Annotated in this window: 15 protein-coding genes and 1 tRNA gene; all 16 read right to left on the bottom strand. The window is 71.6% G+C overall.

The features are described 5' to 3' along the window. Window positions 1-7 precede the first annotated feature (7 nt). The 16 genes from thrS to VGW35_23375 all read right to left on the bottom strand — a co-directional run bounded on the left by thrS (window position 8) and on the right by VGW35_23375 (window position 17664). Window positions 8-1810: a threonine--tRNA ligase gene (gene thrS, locus VGW35_23450; GenBank protein ID HEV8310629.1), complete on the bottom strand. Its 1803-nt coding sequence runs from the start codon at window positions 1808-1810 to the stop codon at window positions 8-10. Window positions 1811-1940: 130 nt separating this feature from the next. Further along, window positions 1941-2015: transfer RNA gene (locus tag VGW35_23445), tRNA-Val, on the bottom strand. Between the two features lie 56 nt (window positions 2016-2071). Continuing rightward, window positions 2072-3604 (bottom strand): 5'-nucleotidase C-terminal domain-containing protein, encoded by a 1533-nt coding sequence (locus VGW35_23440; GenBank protein ID HEV8310628.1) that lies wholly within the window; start codon window positions 3602-3604, stop codon window positions 2072-2074. Beyond that, window positions 3601-4260 carry an energy transducer TonB gene (locus VGW35_23435; protein HEV8310627.1) on the bottom strand — a complete coding sequence of 220 codons (660 nt, stop codon included), beginning with the start codon at window positions 4258-4260 and terminating at the stop codon, window positions 3601-3603. Before VGW35_23435 ends, VGW35_23440 begins: the two co-directional genes overlap by 4 nt. 608 nt (window positions 4261-4868) lie before the next feature. Next, the gene (gene aroF, locus VGW35_23430) at window positions 4869-5885 is read right to left on the bottom strand and encodes a 3-deoxy-7-phosphoheptulonate synthase (protein ID HEV8310626.1); all 1017 of its coding nucleotides are present in this window, start codon (window positions 5883-5885) and stop codon (window positions 4869-4871) included. A gap of 337 nt (window positions 5886-6222) precedes the next feature. Then, window positions 6223-7050 carry a PHP domain-containing protein gene (locus VGW35_23425; GenBank protein ID HEV8310625.1) on the bottom strand — a complete coding sequence of 276 codons (828 nt, stop codon included), beginning with the start codon at window positions 7048-7050 and terminating at the stop codon, window positions 6223-6225. Continuing rightward, window positions 7047-8609, bottom strand: coding sequence for a leucyl aminopeptidase (locus VGW35_23420; protein HEV8310624.1), 1563 nt, complete (start codon window positions 8607-8609; stop codon window positions 7047-7049). Before VGW35_23420 ends, VGW35_23425 begins: the two co-directional genes overlap by 4 nt. Window positions 8610-8664: 55 nt before the next feature. Next, entirely contained in the window at window positions 8665-9510 is an 846-nt protein-coding gene (locus VGW35_23415; protein ID HEV8310623.1) for a lipoate--protein ligase family protein, read from the bottom strand. A 165-nt stretch (window positions 9511-9675) separates the two neighbouring features. Further along, complete coding sequence (gene gcvH, locus VGW35_23410; GenBank protein ID HEV8310622.1) at window positions 9676-10077, bottom strand: glycine cleavage system protein GcvH; 402 nt, start codon at window positions 10075-10077, stop codon at window positions 9676-9678. A gap of 139 nt (window positions 10078-10216) precedes the next feature. Further along, window positions 10217-10636 (bottom strand): hypothetical protein, encoded by a 420-nt coding sequence (locus VGW35_23405; GenBank protein ID HEV8310621.1) that lies wholly within the window; start codon window positions 10634-10636, stop codon window positions 10217-10219. Beyond that, window positions 10629-12113 carry an aldehyde dehydrogenase family protein gene (locus VGW35_23400; protein HEV8310620.1) on the bottom strand — a complete coding sequence of 495 codons (1485 nt, stop codon included), beginning with the start codon at window positions 12111-12113 and terminating at the stop codon, window positions 10629-10631. The genes VGW35_23405 and VGW35_23400 overlap by 8 nt, the downstream gene beginning before the upstream one ends. 170 nt (window positions 12114-12283) lie before the next feature. Continuing rightward, window positions 12284-13465, bottom strand: coding sequence for an FAD-dependent oxidoreductase (locus tag VGW35_23395; GenBank protein HEV8310619.1), 1182 nt, complete (start codon window positions 13463-13465; stop codon window positions 12284-12286). Between the two features lie 13 nt (window positions 13466-13478). Beyond that, complete coding sequence (locus tag VGW35_23390; GenBank protein HEV8310618.1) at window positions 13479-14459, bottom strand: ornithine cyclodeaminase family protein; 981 nt, start codon at window positions 14457-14459, stop codon at window positions 13479-13481. A 30-nt stretch (window positions 14460-14489) separates the two neighbouring features. Continuing rightward, window positions 14490-14945, bottom strand: coding sequence for a MaoC/PaaZ C-terminal domain-containing protein (locus tag VGW35_23385; GenBank protein HEV8310617.1), 456 nt, complete (start codon window positions 14943-14945; stop codon window positions 14490-14492). Between the two features lie 8 nt (window positions 14946-14953). Then, window positions 14954-15661: an ABC transporter ATP-binding protein gene (locus VGW35_23380; GenBank protein ID HEV8310616.1), complete on the bottom strand. Its 708-nt coding sequence runs from the start codon at window positions 15659-15661 to the stop codon at window positions 14954-14956. A 14-nt stretch (window positions 15662-15675) separates the two neighbouring features. Further along, a complete protein-coding gene (locus VGW35_23375; GenBank protein HEV8310615.1) occupies window positions 15676-17664 on the bottom strand; it encodes a branched-chain amino acid ABC transporter ATP-binding protein/permease in 1989 nt (662 codons plus the stop codon). Window positions 17665-17682: the final 18 nt, after the last annotated feature.

Here is a 17682-nt window from a genome sequence, read left to right as displayed (position 1 = left end):
TGATGCCTTACCCTCCGTCCGACCCGATCCGAGATGTCACGGCCCGGGTCCGGATCTCGACCGTGACCTCGGCGAGGAACCGCTCCAGGGGCATCGCCCCCAGATCCTCGCCACTGCGCTTCCGGAGGCTCACCGCCCCCTCCCTCGCCTCCCGCTCGCCCACGACCAGCATATACGGGATCTTCCCGAGCTGCGCCTCGCGGATCTTGTAGCCGAGCTTCTCCGACCGGTCGTCGAGCTCGGCGCGGAGCCCGGCGGCCCGCAGCCGCTCGAAGACCGCCCGGGCATAGTCGAGGTGCTTGGCCGACACCGGCAGCACCCGGACCTGGACCGGCGCCAGCCAGGCCGGGAAGGCTCCGGCGAAGTGCTCGGTCAGGATGCCGATGAACCGCTCGAACGAGCCGAAGATCGCCCGGTGGATCGCGATGGGCCGCTTCGGCTGGCCGTCGGCGTCGATGTACTCGAGGTCCAGGCGCTCGGGCAGCATGGTGAGGTCGGCCTGGACCGTCGCCATCTGCCAGTCGCGCCCGAGCACGTCCTCGATGTGGATGTCGATCTTGGGCGCGTAGAAGGCGCCGTCTCCAGGCTTGACGACGTAGGAAAGGCCGTTCCCCTTCAGCGCCTCTTCCAGGGCGCGCTCGGCATGGTCCCACTGCTCGACGGTGCCCAGGTACTTCTCGGGCCGGGTCGCCAGGCGGAACATCGGCTCGAGGCCGAACGTGCCGTAGAACTCTTTCACCAGCTCGAGGACGCCGGCGATCTCGTCCTGGAGCTGGTCCGGCCGGCAGTAGATGTGAGCGTCGTCCTGGGTGAACTGCCGGACGCGGAAGAGCCCGGTGAGCGTCCCCGACCGCTCGTTGCGGTGGAGGCGACCCATCTCGGCGAGGCGCAGCGGGAGGTCCCGGTACGAGCGCAGGGCGTGGCGATAGACGAGGCTGGACTCGGGACAGTTCATCGGCTTGAGGCTGAAGAGCTGCTCCTCGACCTCGAGCTTGAACATGTTCTCGTGGTAGTGCTCCCAGTGCCCCGATTGCTCCCACAGGCGCTTGTTCACCAGGATCGGCGTCGAGATCTCGGCATATCCCCGGGCGTCCTGCATCTCGCGCGAGTACCGTTCGAGCTCGCGGACCACGATCATGCCCTTCGGGAGCCAGAACGGCGCCCCGGGCGAGACGTCGTGGAAGACGAACAGATCGAGCTCGCGCCCGAGCTTCCGGTGATCCCGGCGCTTGGCCTCCTCGAGCCGCCACAAGTGGCGATCGAGCTCCTCCTGGGTGAACCAGGCGGTCCCGTAGATCCGCTGGAGCATCGGCCGGCGCTCGTCCCCGCGCCAGTAGGCCCCCGAGGTCGTCAAGAGCTTGAAGTGCTTGATGTGGCCCGTGGACGGGACGTGGGGCCCCCGGCAGAGATCGACGAAGTCCCCCTGGCGGTAAAAGGAGACGCGCGTCGTTTCGGGCGGGAGACTCCCGAGGATCTCCACCTTGAACGGCTCGTCGCGCGCCTCGTAGTAGCGGATGGCCTCGTCCCGCGACATCTCCTCCCGCACGATGGGGTAGTCGGCGCGGCTCAGGTCGTGCATCCGGGCTTCGATGCGGATGAGGTCTTCGGGGGTGAACGGCTCCGGGCGAGAGAGGTCGTAGTAGAAGCCGCTCTCGATCGGGGGGCCGATGGCGAGCTTGGTGCCGGGAAAGAGCTGCGTCACAGCCTGGGCCATGAGGTGGGCGGCGCTATGGCGCAGAGTGGGGAGGGGCTCCGGCAGGCAATCGAATTCGCCGGCCCCGGTCAGGTGCGCCTGCGCGTCGTCCGACATCGTCTCCTCGGGTCGCTGTAGGGTAAAAAAAGCATCACGGAAGGACGCCCTGCCCTCCGTGATGCTCGGCGATCGGCTACTCGGGGCCGCTCACGTGGTCCCTGAGGGCACCCCTATCCTGGGGCCGTACTGGTAGGGACGGGCGGTTTCGAACCGCCGACCTCCTGTGCGTCAGACAGGCGCTCTCCCACTGAGCTACGTCCCTGTGCGCTAAAAGCGCAAAATAGCGTAGCAACCGCCCCTTCGCACTGTCAAGGAGAATTACCGGACCGCCTCGATGCGCCCTTCGACCCGCGGCTCGACCACTCGCGCCTGCTCGATGGCCTCCACCAGCGCCTTCGTGAAGCTCGGGCCGTCCTCGGGGCGGACCAGGACTCGTCCGATCGTGAGCATCGCGTAGCCGTCCCCGCCCCGGGCCAGGAAATTGTTGGTGGCGATGGTGTACAGACGCGTGGGGTCGAGCGGCGTCCCCCCGACCAGGACGCGCACGACACGCTCGCCGGGCGGACGCCCGGGGTCGAAGGCGAAGGTGAGGCCCGAGACCTGGAGAAACCCGCCGTTTTCCTGAGGATACGCGCGCACGGCGTGCTCCAGCGCCGAGAGCAGCGTGGTCCCCGTCACCTCGAGCTTCACCATGACGTTGAGGAACGGGAACAGCGCGTTGACGTCGCGCCGGGTGATCCGTCCGGCCGGCACGATCCGGTTCGCGCGGATCCCACCGCCGTTCATGAGGCCGACCTCGGCGTGGAGATTCTCCCGGACGATGTCGGCCACCAGGTTGCCGAGGTTCGTCTCGACGGTGCGGACCGCGCTCTGGCGCGCGTCGAGCGGCACGCGCGTCTCCCCGACCGGGACGTCCAGGGCCGCCGACAGCCGCTCGGCATAGCGCGCCACCAGCGCGGCCATCGCCGGATCCTCGGGCAGCTCGGCCGTCACCGGGACGAAGCGATGGTGGCGGGCCAGGACGCGCCCGTCGGGCGTCGCCTGGAGGTCGATCCGGACGACGAAGACGCCGTCCGATCCGGCCTTGGTGATCAGCGTTCCGCCGACCACCCGCTCGAGCGGCTCGTGCTCGTGGCCGCCGATCACCAGGGCGAGCTCGGGGAGCGCCCGGGCCACGGCCTCGTCGGCCTCCATCGACTGGTGCGTCACCGCCACCAGGACCGGCCGCCCGCGCGCGCGCAGACGCCCGACCGCCTCCCGGGCGGCCGCCAGCGGCTGCCGGAACTCGATGCCGGGTCCCGGGACCGAGGTCTCGGCGGTCTCGGGCATGGTCAGTCCGAAGAGGCCGACCGTCACGCGCCCGCGTTCGATCAGGTGGTCGGCCAGGGCGCCCCCGAACGGGCGCCCCGTCGCCCGCTCGAGGACGTTGGCGGAGAGCCAGGCGAAGCGCGACTCCCGCATGCGGGTCGCCATCACCGCGGGCCCGAAGTCGAACTCGTGGTTGCCGAACGTCGCCACGTCGAGCCCGAGCAGGTTCCAGGCGCCGATCATCTGCTCTCCCTGGAGGAACGCGGAGGCCACCGAGGGCGAGATCGTGTCACCGGCCAGGGCCAGGAGGGTGTGGGGCGACTCGGCCCGCACCCGGCTGACCAGCGTCGCGACGCGGGCCAGGCCGCCGCGCCGGGCGTCGACCGGCTCGAGGATGTAGTGGTCGTTGAACTGGAGGAACGTGAGCCGGGTCGGCGGCCGATCGGACGGGAGGATCCGCCCGCACGCCGCCAGGAGGACCGACAGCGCCAGGGCCAGGACGAGGCGGCCGCGCCGCGCCCTTACGGCCGGCGGACGCCTCATCGAATGCCGAAGAGACGGAAGCCGTGATCGAGGAGGTAGGTGAAGCTCGCGGTGATCCGGACGCTGTCGAGGCCCATCCGGGCGGGGATCGGCGGGAAGGGCGCCGACAGCTTCACCGCGTTGATCGCGTAGCGATCGAGGATGTCGATGCCGGACGAGCGCACGAGCTCGACGAGGACATGGCCGTCCTTGCGGACGACGAACTCGAGCACGAGCTGACCGGACTGGCCCTTGCGTGCCGCTTCCTGGGGGTAGACCCAGTTCGACTCGATCCGCTTCTTGATCTCGGGGAAGTAATCCGCGTAGCGAGGGTCAGGCGTGTTGAGCGGGATCGCCGCCTGGCCGTCCTGCTCGCGCCCGGCCTCGCCCGCTCCCTCCCCTTCCGGTCGCGTGCCGCCGCCGTGCGGGAGCGAGGGCCCCGGGAGCGGCGGGACGTCGAGCTTCGGCGGGAGAAGCGAGAAGGCGCGCCCCGCGAAGGGCGACTCCGCGGGCTCGCGCGCGGGCCCGGACGGGGCCGACGGGGGGAGCGCCGGCGGCCGGGCGCCGGCGCTGCTCTCGGCCGGCTCCGGCGCCCGGGCCGCGGAGGGCGGCGGCGCGGGGGTCGGATGCAGAGGCTCCGGGGCCGCCCGCGACGCCTCCGGGGTCGCACGGGCCACCGGCGCCGGCGGCGCCGGAAGAGGCTCGGGAGCCGCGATCGCCGGCGGGGGGGCCGGCGGCGGCGGAGGCGCGGGCGCCACGGGTGCCGGGACCGGCTCGGGCGGGCGCGGCACCGGCGGCGGAGGCGGAGGCGGTGCCTTCGGCGCCTCCGGGGTCGGCGGGCGGGCAACCCGTGGAGGCGATGGCGCCACGGAGGGCGCGGATGGGGCCGGGGCCGGCGGCGATGGGACTTCCGGGCGGACCAGCGGGGGGCCCGGGGCCGCCGGCGGCAGCTCGACGATCAGCGGCTCCGGCGGCTTGGGCAACGGGGTCCGGGACGACTGGGTGAGCCAGACGGCGAGCGTGATACCCGCCAGATGGAGGGCCAGCGAGGCGACGGCCAGCCGAGTGAAGCTCGGCCGCCGAAGCCCCCGCCGGACCCGGACCAGCCAACGCCGCCGCGTCATAGCCGGCGACCATTATGCCACGGAGACCCCCGACCGGCCTCCCCGGGTCGCCAGGGGGGTCCACCCTCTTCGCCGCCTGGCACGGATACCCCGGCCGCCGGCCTGAATCGTGGGAGGGGCCCCTCGCCGCCCCCCTCCGAGGCGCGACGCTCTCGGCCCGGTCAGAGGGTTCGGCCGATCGCCAGCGCCAGCGCCCGTAACTCGCCCACCAGCCGCGCGAACTTGTCGGGCTTCAGCGACTGGGGCCCGTCCGAGAGCGCCTCCGCCGGGTTTCCGTGCACCTCGATGATCAGGCCGTCGGCCCCGCAGGCGATTCCGGCCTTGGCCATGGGGGCGACGAACTCCCAGTGCCCGGTGCCGTGGCTCGGGTCCACCACGATCGGCAGGTGCGAGAGCTTCTTGATGACGGGCACCGCGTTGAGGTCCAGCGTGAACCGGGTGGAGGTCTCGAACGTGCGGATCCCGCGCTCGCACAGGATGACGTTGGGGTTCCCGCCGGCCAGGATGTACTCGGCCGAGAGCAGGAATTCCTTGATGGTGATGGCCATGCCGCGCTTGAGGAGGACCGGCTTGCCGCACTGGCCGACCTCCTTGAGGAGGGAGAAGTTCTGGGTGTTCCGGGCGCCGATCTGGAGGATGTCCGCGTACTCGGCCACCAGCCCGACCTTGTCGGGCTCCAGCACCTCGGTCACCACCGGCAGGCCGGTCTGCTTCCGGGCCTCGGCGAGGAGCTTGAGTCCCTCTTCCTCCAGGCCCTGGAAGGCGTAGGGCGACGTGCGCGGCTTGAAGGCCCCGCCGCGCAGGATGTGGGCGCCGCCGGCCTTCACGCCCTCGGCCACCGCCCGCAGCTGGGCCTCCGACTCGACGGAGCAGGGCCCGGCCATGATGGCCAGACGGGGCCCCCCGATCTTGACCCCGTCCACCTCGACGACGCTGTTCGTCGCGTGGACCTCGCGGCTCGCCAGCTTGAACGGCTGGAGGATCGGCACCATGCTCTCGACACACTCGAGCGCTTCGAGCGCCGAGAGCCGCGTCTTGAACCGGTCGTCACCGATGGCGCCGATCACGGTGCGCTGTTCTCCCCGGCTCACGTGCGCACGGAGCCCCAGTCCCTCGATCCGGCGACAGATGTCCTCGATGTCCGCGTCCTGCGTCCCCGGCTTCAGCACGATGATCATCTGACTGCCCTCCTTGCCGAGCTCGACGACGTCGACGACGTCGTCGGCCATGTGGTGTCTCCGGGGCCGGACTGGCGACGGGACGCGCCCGAGGCTGAAAAAACGAAAGGGGCCACGGGCGACCATCCCGTCTGCCCGTGGCCCCTGTTGTTCCCGCGTTCGCTACGGCACAGGGCCGGCGGGCAGACGGCGGGTAAAGTAATACCCGAAAAATCCCGTCTGAGCCGCCACCCGTGGCGCCATGGTGCCGGCTAGAATAGGAGTCCCCTCCGGCGCCTGTCAAGCAGAAAGATAGGCCCGGCCGGGCGCTCGAGGCCGAGGAAAGCGGTCGGCGCGCTCAGCGATTCGCGCGGCGGCGGAGGCTCTCGTAGGCCGCCCAGGGGACCGGGGGCTGCCCCAGCGTCGCCGCCCGCACGGCCGGGCCGTGGAAATCCGAGCCGCCGGTCGCCACCAGGTCGAGCTCGCGACAGAGGCCCACGAACTGCGCGGTCTGGGCCGGCGTGTGCTCGTCGTAGTAGCACTCCACACCGTCGAGCAGCCGCTCCCCGGCCAACTCGCGGGCCAGCCCCTCGGCGCGGTCGAGGAACCCCGGGTGCGCCAGGACCGCGACTCCTCCGGCCCGGTGGATCAGCGTGCAGGCCTCGCGGGGGTCGACCTTCCGGTGCGAGACGTAAGCGGGGCCGCCCGCGCGCAGATAACGATCGAAGGCCTCCTTGACGGTCGCCACGTAGCCGCGCTGGACCATGACCTGGGCCACGTGGGGCCGGCCGGCCGACCCTTCGCGGACGAGGGCGAACACCTCCTCGGGGTCGATGGGCAGGCCGAGCTCGCCGAGCCGGGTGGTGATACGGTGGACGCGCTGGGCGCGCTCCTCGCGGAACTCCCGGAGGAGGGCGCGCAGCCACTCGGCCTCGTAGTCGATGAAGTAGCCGAGGATGTGCACCTCGCCCGCGGGGGAGTCGGTATTGATCTCGATGCCGGGGACGATCTCGAGCGGCGGGTGCTCCCGGGCGCAGGCCAGGGCGGGCGCGATCCCCTCCGTGGAGTCGTGGTCGGTCACCGCCAGGATGCGCAGGCCCCGGCCCGCGGCCTCCCGCACGAGCTCGGCAGGCGAGAACGTGCCGTCGGAGGCGGTCGTGTGGGCGTGGAGGTCCACTCCGCTCACTTCTTCCCCACATCTCCGGCCGCCATGAGATAGGCGAGAAGCAACCGGGCGCCGAAGCCGACCCCGCCCTTCGGAGCATACGGGAGGTCCTTGTCGGTGAAGGCCGCCCCCGCGATGTCGAGGTGGACCCAGGCCGTGTCACCCACGAACTCTTTCAGGAACAGGCCAGCCGTGATGGCGCCGCCGGGGCGCGGACCCGTGTTCCGGAGGTCGGCCACGTCGCTCTTGAGCCCTTCCCGATACTCCTCGATGAGCGGGAGCGGCCACGCCCGCTCCCCGGCCTTCTCGGCGGCCTGGAGGATGCGGGCCTGCAGGCCCGGGGTGTTCGACATGACGCCGGCGCAGAGACTGCCGAGCGCGATCGAGCAGGCTCCCGTCAGCGTCGCGATGTCCACGATCTCATCCGGCTTGATCTCGCGAATCGCGAAGCCGAGCGCGTCGGCCAGCGTGAGTCGCCCCTCGGCGTCGGTGTTGTTGACCTCGATGGTCTTCCCGCCCAGGGCCCGGAGAATGTCTCCGGGCTTGGTGGCCGAGCCGGACGGCATGTTGTCGGTGGCGGCGATCAGCCCGTGGACCTCGACGGGCGGGGCGAGCCGCGGGAGCACCTTCATGACTCCGAGCACGGCCGCGGCGCCGGACATGTCGCCCTTCATCCAGGCCATCCCCTCGGCCGTCTTGAGGTCGAGCCCTCCCGAGTCGAAGGTGATGCCTTTCCCGATGAGGACGATGCGCCGCCGGGCCCGCCCCTTCGGCGCGTAGGTGAGGTGAATGAACCGCGGTGGCTCCTGGCTTCCCTTGTTCACGGCCAGGAACGCCCCCATGCCGAGTCGCTCGCAGGCCGCCCGGTCGTACACGCGGACCCGCAGCCGGCCCGCCTTGGCGATCGCCTCGGCCGCCTCGGCGAGGGCGGTGGCGGTGACGCTGTTGGCGGGCTCGTTGATCAGGTCGCGCGCGAAGCTGGTGGCCTCGGCGGTGAGGCCGGCGACCCGCAGTCCCGCCTGGGCGGCGGCCCGCTCCCGCGCGTCGACCGCCACGATGAGCGCCCCGATGGCGCGGTCGTCTCCCCTGCGCGCCTTGTAGCGATCGAAGGAGTACAGCCCGAGCAGCGCCCCCTCGCCCAGGGCCTGGGCCCGGGCGCGGGCCGGGAGGCGCCCGCCCATCAGGCTCGTGACGACGGTGCGGGCGCCGAGCTCCCGGGCGCGTCGGACCGCGGCCGAGGCGGCCCGCCGCAGGGTCTCGGCTTTCAACTCCGCCCGCGGGCCGATCCCGACCACCAGGACCCGCTTGACCCGGAGCCGGCCGTGGGCGTGAAGGGCGGTCGACTCCCCCAGACGTCCCTCGAACCGCTCCTCGTCGAGGACCCGGCTGAGGAGGCCCTCGAGCGCCCGGTCCACCCGGAGGGCGTCCGGCGTCAGCCGGGGCTCCTTCGCGTACCGCTCCACCACGAGCACGTCGCCGTCCACCTCGGTGACCGGGCGAGTGCTGACCGTGATCGTCATCGGATCGCGGCGCACCCGGCCGGGGGCCTCCGGCGCGCCGCGCGCGTCTTCGGGCTTCATCTGGTCGACTCCTCCTCTCGGACCCGCGCGGCATCGCCCGCCATCGCGTGTCGAATCACGACCTCGAACCCTCCGGCGCGGGCGCGGCCCGAGACGCCGGAGCCTGCCCGTGGAACGTCCACGCGTCGCTCCCGTATTTCTCGGCGGCCAGCCACCGGGCGACCTCGGCCTCGGCCGGTGAGAGACCGGCCGGCGCGAGGGATCGGCCGAGCGCCTCGGCGAGTCCGGCGGCCAGCGCCGGCACCACCGCGTCGAAGGTCACGCGCCGACCGAGGACCGCGGCGAGCGTGGTGACGCCCTCGAGCGGCTCCCGGAGCATGGGGAAGACGGCTCGCAGTCGCTCGGGGTCGGCGTCGAGGAGGATGGCGCCGTGCTGGAGAAAGGCGCCGGCCTGGCGGCGCTGGGCACTCCCCACGAGCTTCTGGCCATCGACCGCGACCTCGAACGAGCCGCTCCGGGCGAAGCAGAACGTGGGCGCGGCGGCGCCGCGCGCCGCCCGGGTCACCGGGACGAGCTCGGCCGCGACACCGAGCCGGGCTAGCCCGGCCACCAGCGCGACCCCGATGACGCGGTAGGTCTCAAGGACATCGTCGGCGCCCGCAAAGTCTCCGGCCCGGGCCACCACGCTGTAGGTCACTTCGCCGGTGGGCGATTCGTGCAGGAGCGCGCTGCCTCCCGTCGGACGCCGCACCAGCCCGATGCCCAGGCGCGCGCAGGCCGCCGTGTCCACCCGGCCGTCCAGGACCTGGCCGTATCCCAGCGACACGGTGGGCGGAGTCCAGCCGAAGAAGCGGATGGTCGGCGGCCCCTCGCCGGCGATCCGCGCCCGGAGCACGGCCTCGTCGGTGGCCATGTTGGCGGCGCCGTCGAGCGGCGGCGTGACGAGCAGCCGCCAGGTCACGCCCGCATGCACGCGGCGGGCTACGGCCGCTGAGCCTCGGGCGGCGCCACGGCGCCCGGGGCCGGTCCCGGAGACCGCGAGGCGGGCGACCAGCGGAGGTCGGGCTGGCGGGCGGCCCGGGTCCGGTCGAGACGCTTCACGGGCGTGGTGACGCCGTGCCGCACCTCAGTGCCCTCCGGCGCCGGCCGTCTCGAGGTAAGCCTCGTAGTCTCCCGCGCTCATGAGGGCATCCAGCTCCTTGGCATCGGACATGGTGATCACGAGCATCCAGCCCGCGCCGTAGGGATCCTGGTTGACCTGCTCGGGATGCTCGACCAGCGCCTGATTGACTTCGACGACCTCGCCAGAGAGCGGTGCGAAGAGGTCGGAGACGGCCTTCACCGACTCCACGACCCCGAAGCTCTGCATCTGCCGCACCCGGGCGCCGACTTTGGGAAGCTCGACGAAGACCACGTCGCCGAGCTGATCCTGGGCATAGTGAGTGATCCCAACCCGCGCCCGGGTGCCCTCGGCCCTGGCCCACTCGTGCTCCCGCGTGTAGCGGAGATCCGCCGGATACGTCGCCATGCCATTCTCCTCTGCGACCACGCTTGCCGGGCGAGTGCCCGCGACTTCTCCATGGCACGCCGGCATCGGGAGGCGGGCGCGCGCAACGAGCGCTATTATCGCCCTGGGCCCGCGGTTTTTCAACCGCAGCGGGCGGTCTTCAGGGTGTGGCCTCGACTTCGACGATCGCCGGCTCACTCTCGTCGCGCTCGTCGGTGACGAGCGTGAGCACCACCCGCTTCCAGCCGGGGGTCGCGAACGCGACCGGCACGACCAGCTCGCCCTCCTCGCGTCCGAAGGCCCGCGCGACGACGCCGAACTCGCGCTGCCGGGTGGACCGGGGAGCAGCCGGGCCGTCCAGGTCCTCGGTGGCCTGCACCACCGCCACCACGTTGGCCTGGCGGGCCCGGTACACCAGCCGGATCTCGCCCTGGACGCCCACCGGGAGCTGCCGCGGCGCGCGCACGTCGAGGATTTCGGGGAGATCGCCGAGGCCTTGATCGGCGGCGGCGCCCGCCCCGGCCGCCAGGACCAGCCCGAGGCCCGCCAGCCACCTCCGGGCTCCGGCCGCGTCAGACATCGATCTGAGCCCGCTGGAGCTTCCCCGAGTAGTCCACGTAGACGGTCTTCCACTCCGTCATGATGTCGAGCACGGTCCAGCCCCCCTCCCGGTGGCCGTTTCCCGTCTGCCGGACGCCGCCGAAGGGGAACTGGATCTCGGCCCCGATGGTCGAGGCGTTGACGTAGGTCACCCCGGCCGCGATGTCCTGGATGGCCTGGAAGGCACGGTTGATGTCGCGGGTGTAGATGGCCGACGACAGCCCGTAGTTCGTGTTGTTGCAGATCTCGATGGCCTCTTCCAGGCTGCGGGTCCGGATCACCGCCACACTCGGCCCGAAGATCTCCTCGCGAGCGACGCGCATCTTGGGCTCGACGTCGTCGAAGATTGTGGGCCGGTAGAAAAAGCCTCTCCGGAGCTCCCCCTCGGTCGCGATCTCGCCGCCCACCAGCACCTTGGCGCCCTCACCGCGGCCGATCTCCGTGTACTCGTGGATGCGGCGCAGCTGAGCCTCGTTGATGACCGGACCCACGTCCGTCTGGGGGTCGAGCCCGGAGCCGAGCCGGAGAGCTCGGGCGCGCTCGACGAACTCGCGGGTGAAGGCGCGGTGCACCGCGTCGTGGACGATCACGCGGCTGGCGGCCGTGCAGCGCTGGCCCGAGGTGCCGAAGCCTCCCCAGACGGCACCGTCGATGGCGAGGTCGAGCGGGGCGTCGTCCATCACGAGGATCGCGTTCTTGCCGCCCATCTCGAGCGAGACTTTCTTGTAGGTCTCGGCGGCGACCTTGGCCACCTCGCGACCGACCTCGGTGGAGCCGGTGAACGAGACGAGGTTCACGCCCGGATGGCGGACGAGCGCCGCGCCGGCCTCCTCGCCCAGGCCGTGAACCAGGTTCACGACCCCCCGGGGGAGCCCGGCCTCCAGCAGGATCTCGAGCAGCGTATGGGCCACCAGGGGGGTGTCCTCGGCCGGCTTGAAGACGACGGTGTTGCCGCACACCAGCGCCGGCAGAAGCTTCCAGGTGGGGATCGCCAGCGGGAAGTTCCAGGGGGTGACGGCCGCCACCACGCCCACCGGCACCCGCATCGCCACGCCGAACTTCGCGGGCAGCTCGCAGGGGGCGTGGTGCCCGAACAGCCGCCGCCCCTCGCCGGCCATGTAGTACGCGGTATCGATGCCCTCCTGGACGTCGCCCCGCGCCTCGGTGAGCACCTTGCCCATCTCGCGGGTCATCAGCCGGGCCAGCTCCTCCTTGCGGCGCACCAGGATCTCGCCGGCTCGGAAGACGATCTCCGCCCGGCGGGGGGCCGGGGTGAGCCGCCACGTGCGGAAGGCCTCGCGGGCCGCCGCCGCCGCCCGGTCGACGTCAGTGGCCTCCGAGCGCGGGAAGCTGCCGAGGACGTCCTCCCGGTTGGCCGGATTCAGATCCTCGAAGGTCCGCCCCGACGCGGCCGGGACCCATTCGCCGCCGATGTAGTTCCGATACGCCGTGACCATCTCCCATCCTCCTTCACCTCAGAGTCTGTGACGCACGGGCTACGGCTCCGGCGCTCACACCCGGCCACCCCGCCAACCGATGTTCCACTTCGAGCGGCGGCTTCGCCGCCGCCACGATTCTTGGGGGAGGCCTCGGAGGGGGTGTTCCGACACCCCCTCCGAAACTCAGCTCAGCGCAGGTACGAGTGGGAGAATGCCCCCACGTCCTCGTGAGGCCGCGCCGCGAACCGGTCGAGCCGGAAGGCGCCGAGGTCGGTCAGGCTCGATCGGCCCGTCGTGATCAAATCAGCCATCAGGCGCCCGATGGCGGGCGAGAGCTTGAAGCCGTGACCCGACATCCCGACCGCGACGTAGAACCCGCGCACCGGGGTCTCGTCGAGGATCGGCATCCAGTCCGGCGAGATGTCGAAGGCGCCCGCGTAGCCGCGCTGGTATCGGGCGTCGCCGAGCGCGGGAACGCAGCGGCTCGCCCGCTCCATGATCGCCGCCACCTCGTCGAAGGGCACGTCCGCGCCCAGCGCCTCGGGGTCCATCGGGTGGTTCGGTTCGTCGGCGTCGAGGAACCCCGTGAGCGTGAGTCCCCCGGTCTCCGGGCGCAGGAAGGTCCCGCTGGCCAGGTCCAGGTAGACCGGGTGAGGCCGCCCGAAGGCGGCGGTGCGCTCGATGATGAAGACCGGGTGTCGCCCGATGACGATGGGAAGGGTGACGCCCGCCATCTCGGCCACATGCTGGCACCACAGGCCGGCCGCATTGACCACCACCGGCGCCTCGATCGTGTCGCCGGCCGCCGTCCTCACCCCGGACACCCGGTCGCCCGCGGTGCGGATGGCCGTCACCTCGGCCATCTGGTCGATGACCACGCCCCGCCGGCGCGCGCCCTGGGCGAACCCGGCCGTGACCCCGGTCGGGTCTCCGTAGCCGGACTCGGGCTCGTAGACCGCGGCGCCCACGGCGAACGGGTCGATCCGGGGGTCGAGCTCCCGGATGTCGTCGGGCGAGAGGAGGCGCGCCTGGATGCCGAGCTCGCGCTGGGCGATCAGGGTCTTGGCCAGGGCGTCGCGCTGAGCGGGGGCGACGGCGATGATCGCGCCGCACTGGACGTAGCCGGCCTCGCCGCCGGTCACCTCCCGGAAGTTCTGGAAGACCCGCAGGGAGTGGAGGACCATGCGCGAGGTCTCGGGCGTCGGGTAGAGCTGCCGCATGATGCCCACCGACCGCCCGGTCCCGCCCGAGGCCAGGAAGCGGCGCTCGAGGATGACGATGCTCCCCACACCCTGCTCAGCGAGGTGGAAGGCAATCGAGCACCCCGTCACGCCGCCCCCGACGATCACGACGTCGGCCGTGCGAATCATCGGCTCGTTTTCCTCACCGGTAGAGCTCCACGGCCAGCCCCCGGCCGGCCGCCCGCGCCCGGTCGTAGGCCAGCCGGGCCGTGGCGGCATCCTCGGCGGCGAAGCCGACGGACTTGAAGCACGTGATGTCGGAGGGTCCGAGCCGTCCGGGGCGGCTGCCCGTGACGAGATCGGCCAGCTCGCCGAGGACATGGGCCCGCGTGATGGCGCCCTCCTGGATGGGCAGCAGGACGTCGCCCGCCTCCAGCCAGGCCCCCTCGTAGGTGTCGACGAACACGCGGGCGCGCCGGATGGCTTCGGTGTCGAGCTCGCGCGTCGTCGGCTGGAACGCGCCGACGGCATCCACGTGGGTGCCGGGCCGGAGGTCGCGGCCGTCGAAGACCGGCATCGGGGAGGTGGTCGCCGTGACCACCACGTCCGCCACCGCGAGCGCCGCCGCCCGCGTGGCCGCCGGGCCCACGGGCACCCCCAGCGCCGGGCCCATGCGCTCCGCGAACGCGCGGACCGTGGCATCGCTCCGGCTGACCACCTCGACCCGCTCGATGGGCAGCACCGCCTTGAGACAGCGGAGCTGGAAGGCCGCCTGCGTGCCGGCCCCGAAGCAGGCCACCACCCGGCTGTCGGGGCGGGCCAGGCGCTTGGCCGCCGCAGCCGAGGCGGCCCCCGTCCGCATTCCGGTGAGGTAACCGGCCTCCATGAACGCCAGCGGCTCGCCGGTCGCGGGGTCGTGGAGGAGGTACGAGGCCAGGACCGTCGGGAGCCCGCGGCGGGGGTTCTCGAAGCACACCGTCACCGTCTTCGTCCCCAGGGCGGCCAGGGCGGGGAGCGCGCAGGGCATCAGGAGCAGCACGTCGCGCCCCTCGAGCCCGAGCCCCTGCCGCGGCAGCAGGCGGATCGCCTTCCGGGCGTGCTGGCGGAAGGCCTCCTCGACCGCCGCGATGACTCCCTCGACCTCGAGCAGGGCCTCGAGGTCGGCACGCGTCAGGACAAGCACGGGGACCGGATGGGAGTGCTCCCCCACGCGTCAGGCGGGCGCGCGCTTGATCATGCGGGTGACCGTGGCGTCCATGACGGTCTCCCCGCGCTGGTTCACCACCTGATGGCGGAAGGTGACGATCCCGCGATCCGGCTTCTTGGTCTCGCGCTTGTCCACCACCTCGATCTCGAGGTGGATGGTGTCGCCGGCCAGGACCGGGCCCACCACCCGCACGTCGTAGCTCATCAGGGCCAGCCCGGTGCCGTGGAACATGCCGGTCTGGAGGGCGAGCCCCTCGGCCAGCGCGAACGTCAGCACGCCGGGCGCCACCCGGGTCTTGAAGACGCTCTCGCGCTGGATGTACTCGAGGTCCATGAACAGGGGCTCGGTGAAGCCGGCGAGGGTCACGAAGCTCAGGATCTCGTACTCCCCCACCGTCCGCCCCAGTGTCCGGTGGCGGTCACCGACCCGAAAGCCCTCGTAGTGGACAGCCTGGCTCGCCACCGCCGCGCCTACTTCTCGCCGAGGTAGGTCTTCCGGACGATGTCGGACTTGAGGAGGTTCGCCCCCGTATCGTTGAGGACGATGCGCCCGGTCTGGATCACATAGCCCCGGTGGGCGACCCGGAGCGCCATCCGCGCGTTCTGCTCGACGAGCAGGATCGTCGTCCCCTGCTGGTTGATGTCCTGGATGATCCGGAAGATGGTCTCCACCAGGATGGGCGAGAGCCCCATCGACGGCTCGTCGAGCAGGAGCACCGTGGGCCGCGCCATCAGCGCGCGCCCGATCGCCAGCATCTGCTGCTCGCCGCCCGACAGGGTGCCGCCCTTCTGCGAGAGGCGCTCATGGAGCCGCGGGAACAGCGTGAAGACGCGCTCGAGATCCTGGGGGACGTTTTCGCGATCCGTCCGGGCGAAGGCCCCGAGCTCGAGGTTCTCCATGACCGTCATGCGCGGGAAGATCCGGCGCCCCTCGGGGGCCTGGGCGATGCCGAGCCGCACGATGCGGTCGGTGGGGAGGCGATCGATCCGCTGGCCGTTGAAGCTGATCGCGCCCTTGAGTGGGTGGACGGTCCCGATGATGGTCTTCAGGGTGGTGGTCTTCCCGGCTCCGTTCGAGCCGATCAGGCTGACGATCTCCCCGCGGTTGACCGTCAGCGAGACCCCCTTGAGGGCCCGAATGTTCCCGTAATACGTGTGGACGTCCTGGACCTCAAGCATCACCGGGCATCCCGTCAGGCCGAGACCAGCTCCTGCTCATACCCCTTCCCCAGGTAGGCCTCGATGACCTTGGGGTCCCGCTGGACCTCGGCCGGCGTCCCCTCCGCGATCCGCGTCCCGTAGTCCAGCACGGTGATCCGGTCGGAGATGCCCATGACCACTTCCATGTGGTGCTCGATCAGCAGGACCGACAGCCCCAGCTCGCGGCGCAGGAGGCCGATGAACTCCGTCAGCGTCTCGGTCTCGCGCGGGTTCATCCCGGCGGTGGGCTCATCCAGGAGGAGCAGGCGGGGCTCGGTGGCGAGCGCCCGGGCGATCTCCAGCCGCCGCTGGTCGCCGTAGGCGAGATTCTTGGCCAGCTCGTCGTCTTTCCCGCTCAGCCCGACGAACGTCAGGAGCTCGCGGGCCCGCGTCCGGGCTCGGGCCTCCTCGGCCACGACCGCCGGCGGCCGGAACACCGCGCCGGCCACCGAGGCGCTCAGCCGGCAGTGCTCGCCGACCAGGATGTTGTCGAGCACCGTCATGTTCTGGAAGAGCCGGATCGACTGGAACGTCCGCGCGATCCCGCGGGCCACGATGGCGTTGGGCCGGAGCCCCACGATGCTCCGGCCGGCCAGGAGAATGTCACCGCTGTCCGGCGTCAGGAGGCCGGTGCATACGTTGAAGAAGGTGGTCTTGCCGGCCCCGTTGGGCCCGATCAGGCCGATGATGGCGCCTTCGGGGATGACCAGCTCCACCTGGTTCACGGCGGTCAGCCCCCCGAAGCTCCGGATGACGCCCCGGGCTTCCAGGATCGGGGACCGACCGGCATGCCCGCCGTCGGGAACGGCGCGCTCGCGGAGCCAGGGCGGGATGTTCTCGGCCCGCGGCGGGGGCGCCGCGGCGGTGAGGGCCAGGGCCTCCTCCCGCTCGTCCACATCCACGGCCGGCGGGCGCGGGCGCCGGCCGGCGAGCCCTTCCGGCTTGAAGAGCATGACGAGCGTCAGGCCGAGCCCGAAGAAGAACCAGCGCCAGAGCGTGAGGTCGACGGAGGCGAGGGTCGCGCTCCCGATCGCCCGGCCGACCGCCCGGACCCCGAAGGTCATCTGGGCGAGGAGAAGCCGGTCGAACAGCGTGATCACCATGCCCCCGAAGATCACGCCCTTGAGGCTACCCATGCCGCCGAGCACGACCATGCAGAGGAGGATGATCGACACCTGGAACTCGAAGGCGCCCGGGGTGATCGCCTGAAGCTTGGCGGCGTAGAACGATCCGGCGAACCCCGAAAACCAGGCCCCGAGACTGAAGGCCAGGAGCTTCGTCTTCACCGGGTTCACGCCTGTGCAGTCGGCCGCGGTCTCGTCCTCGCGGATCGCCATCCAGGCCCGCCCGAGCCGCGAGTCCCGCATCCGGTTCATCGCCCAGAGGGAACCCGCCCCGATGACCACGATCAGGAAGTACCAGGGGATCGCGCTGGTGTCGAAGGGCACCCCCGGGAGGTAGGGCCGGCCGACGGGGTTCACGCCGTTCTCCCCGCCCGTCAGATTGAGACGCTCGACCGCTCGCCAGCCACCGAACTCGATCGTGATGTCGCCCAGGTTTCGGATCGCGACCGGGATGATCTCGCCGAACGCGAGCGTGATGATGGCCAGGTAGTCCCCCCGCACCCGGAGGGTCGGCGCGCCGATCATGAGGCCCAGGACGGCGGACACGACCGCCGAGATCCAGATGACGACCCAGAAGCTCCAGGCGTGCCCGTGGAGCGGCGAGCCGAGCAGCGGCGAGTTCAGGAGCCCCATCGTGTAGGCGCCGATGGCAAAGAAGGCGGCGTAGCCGAGGTCGAGGAGTCCCGCGTAGCCGACGACGATGTTGAGGCCGAGGGCGAGGAGGACATAGAGCATCGCGTCGGTCACGGCGTAGACCGTCTGGGCCTGTATCGCGTGGTCCAGGAAGGGATAGGCGAGCAGGGCGCCGATCAGGAGGCCCCCCGACAGGTGCCGTCGCCGCCGGACGGTCAGGCTCATGGAGCCGCCGACGCGAGA

It is taken from the genome of Candidatus Methylomirabilota bacterium (assembly GCA_036005065.1).
In the GTDB taxonomy this organism is placed as follows: Bacteria; Methylomirabilota; Methylomirabilia; order Rokubacteriales; family DASRDR01; genus DASYQW01.
This window is presented reverse-complemented; position numbering and strand designations above follow the sequence as displayed.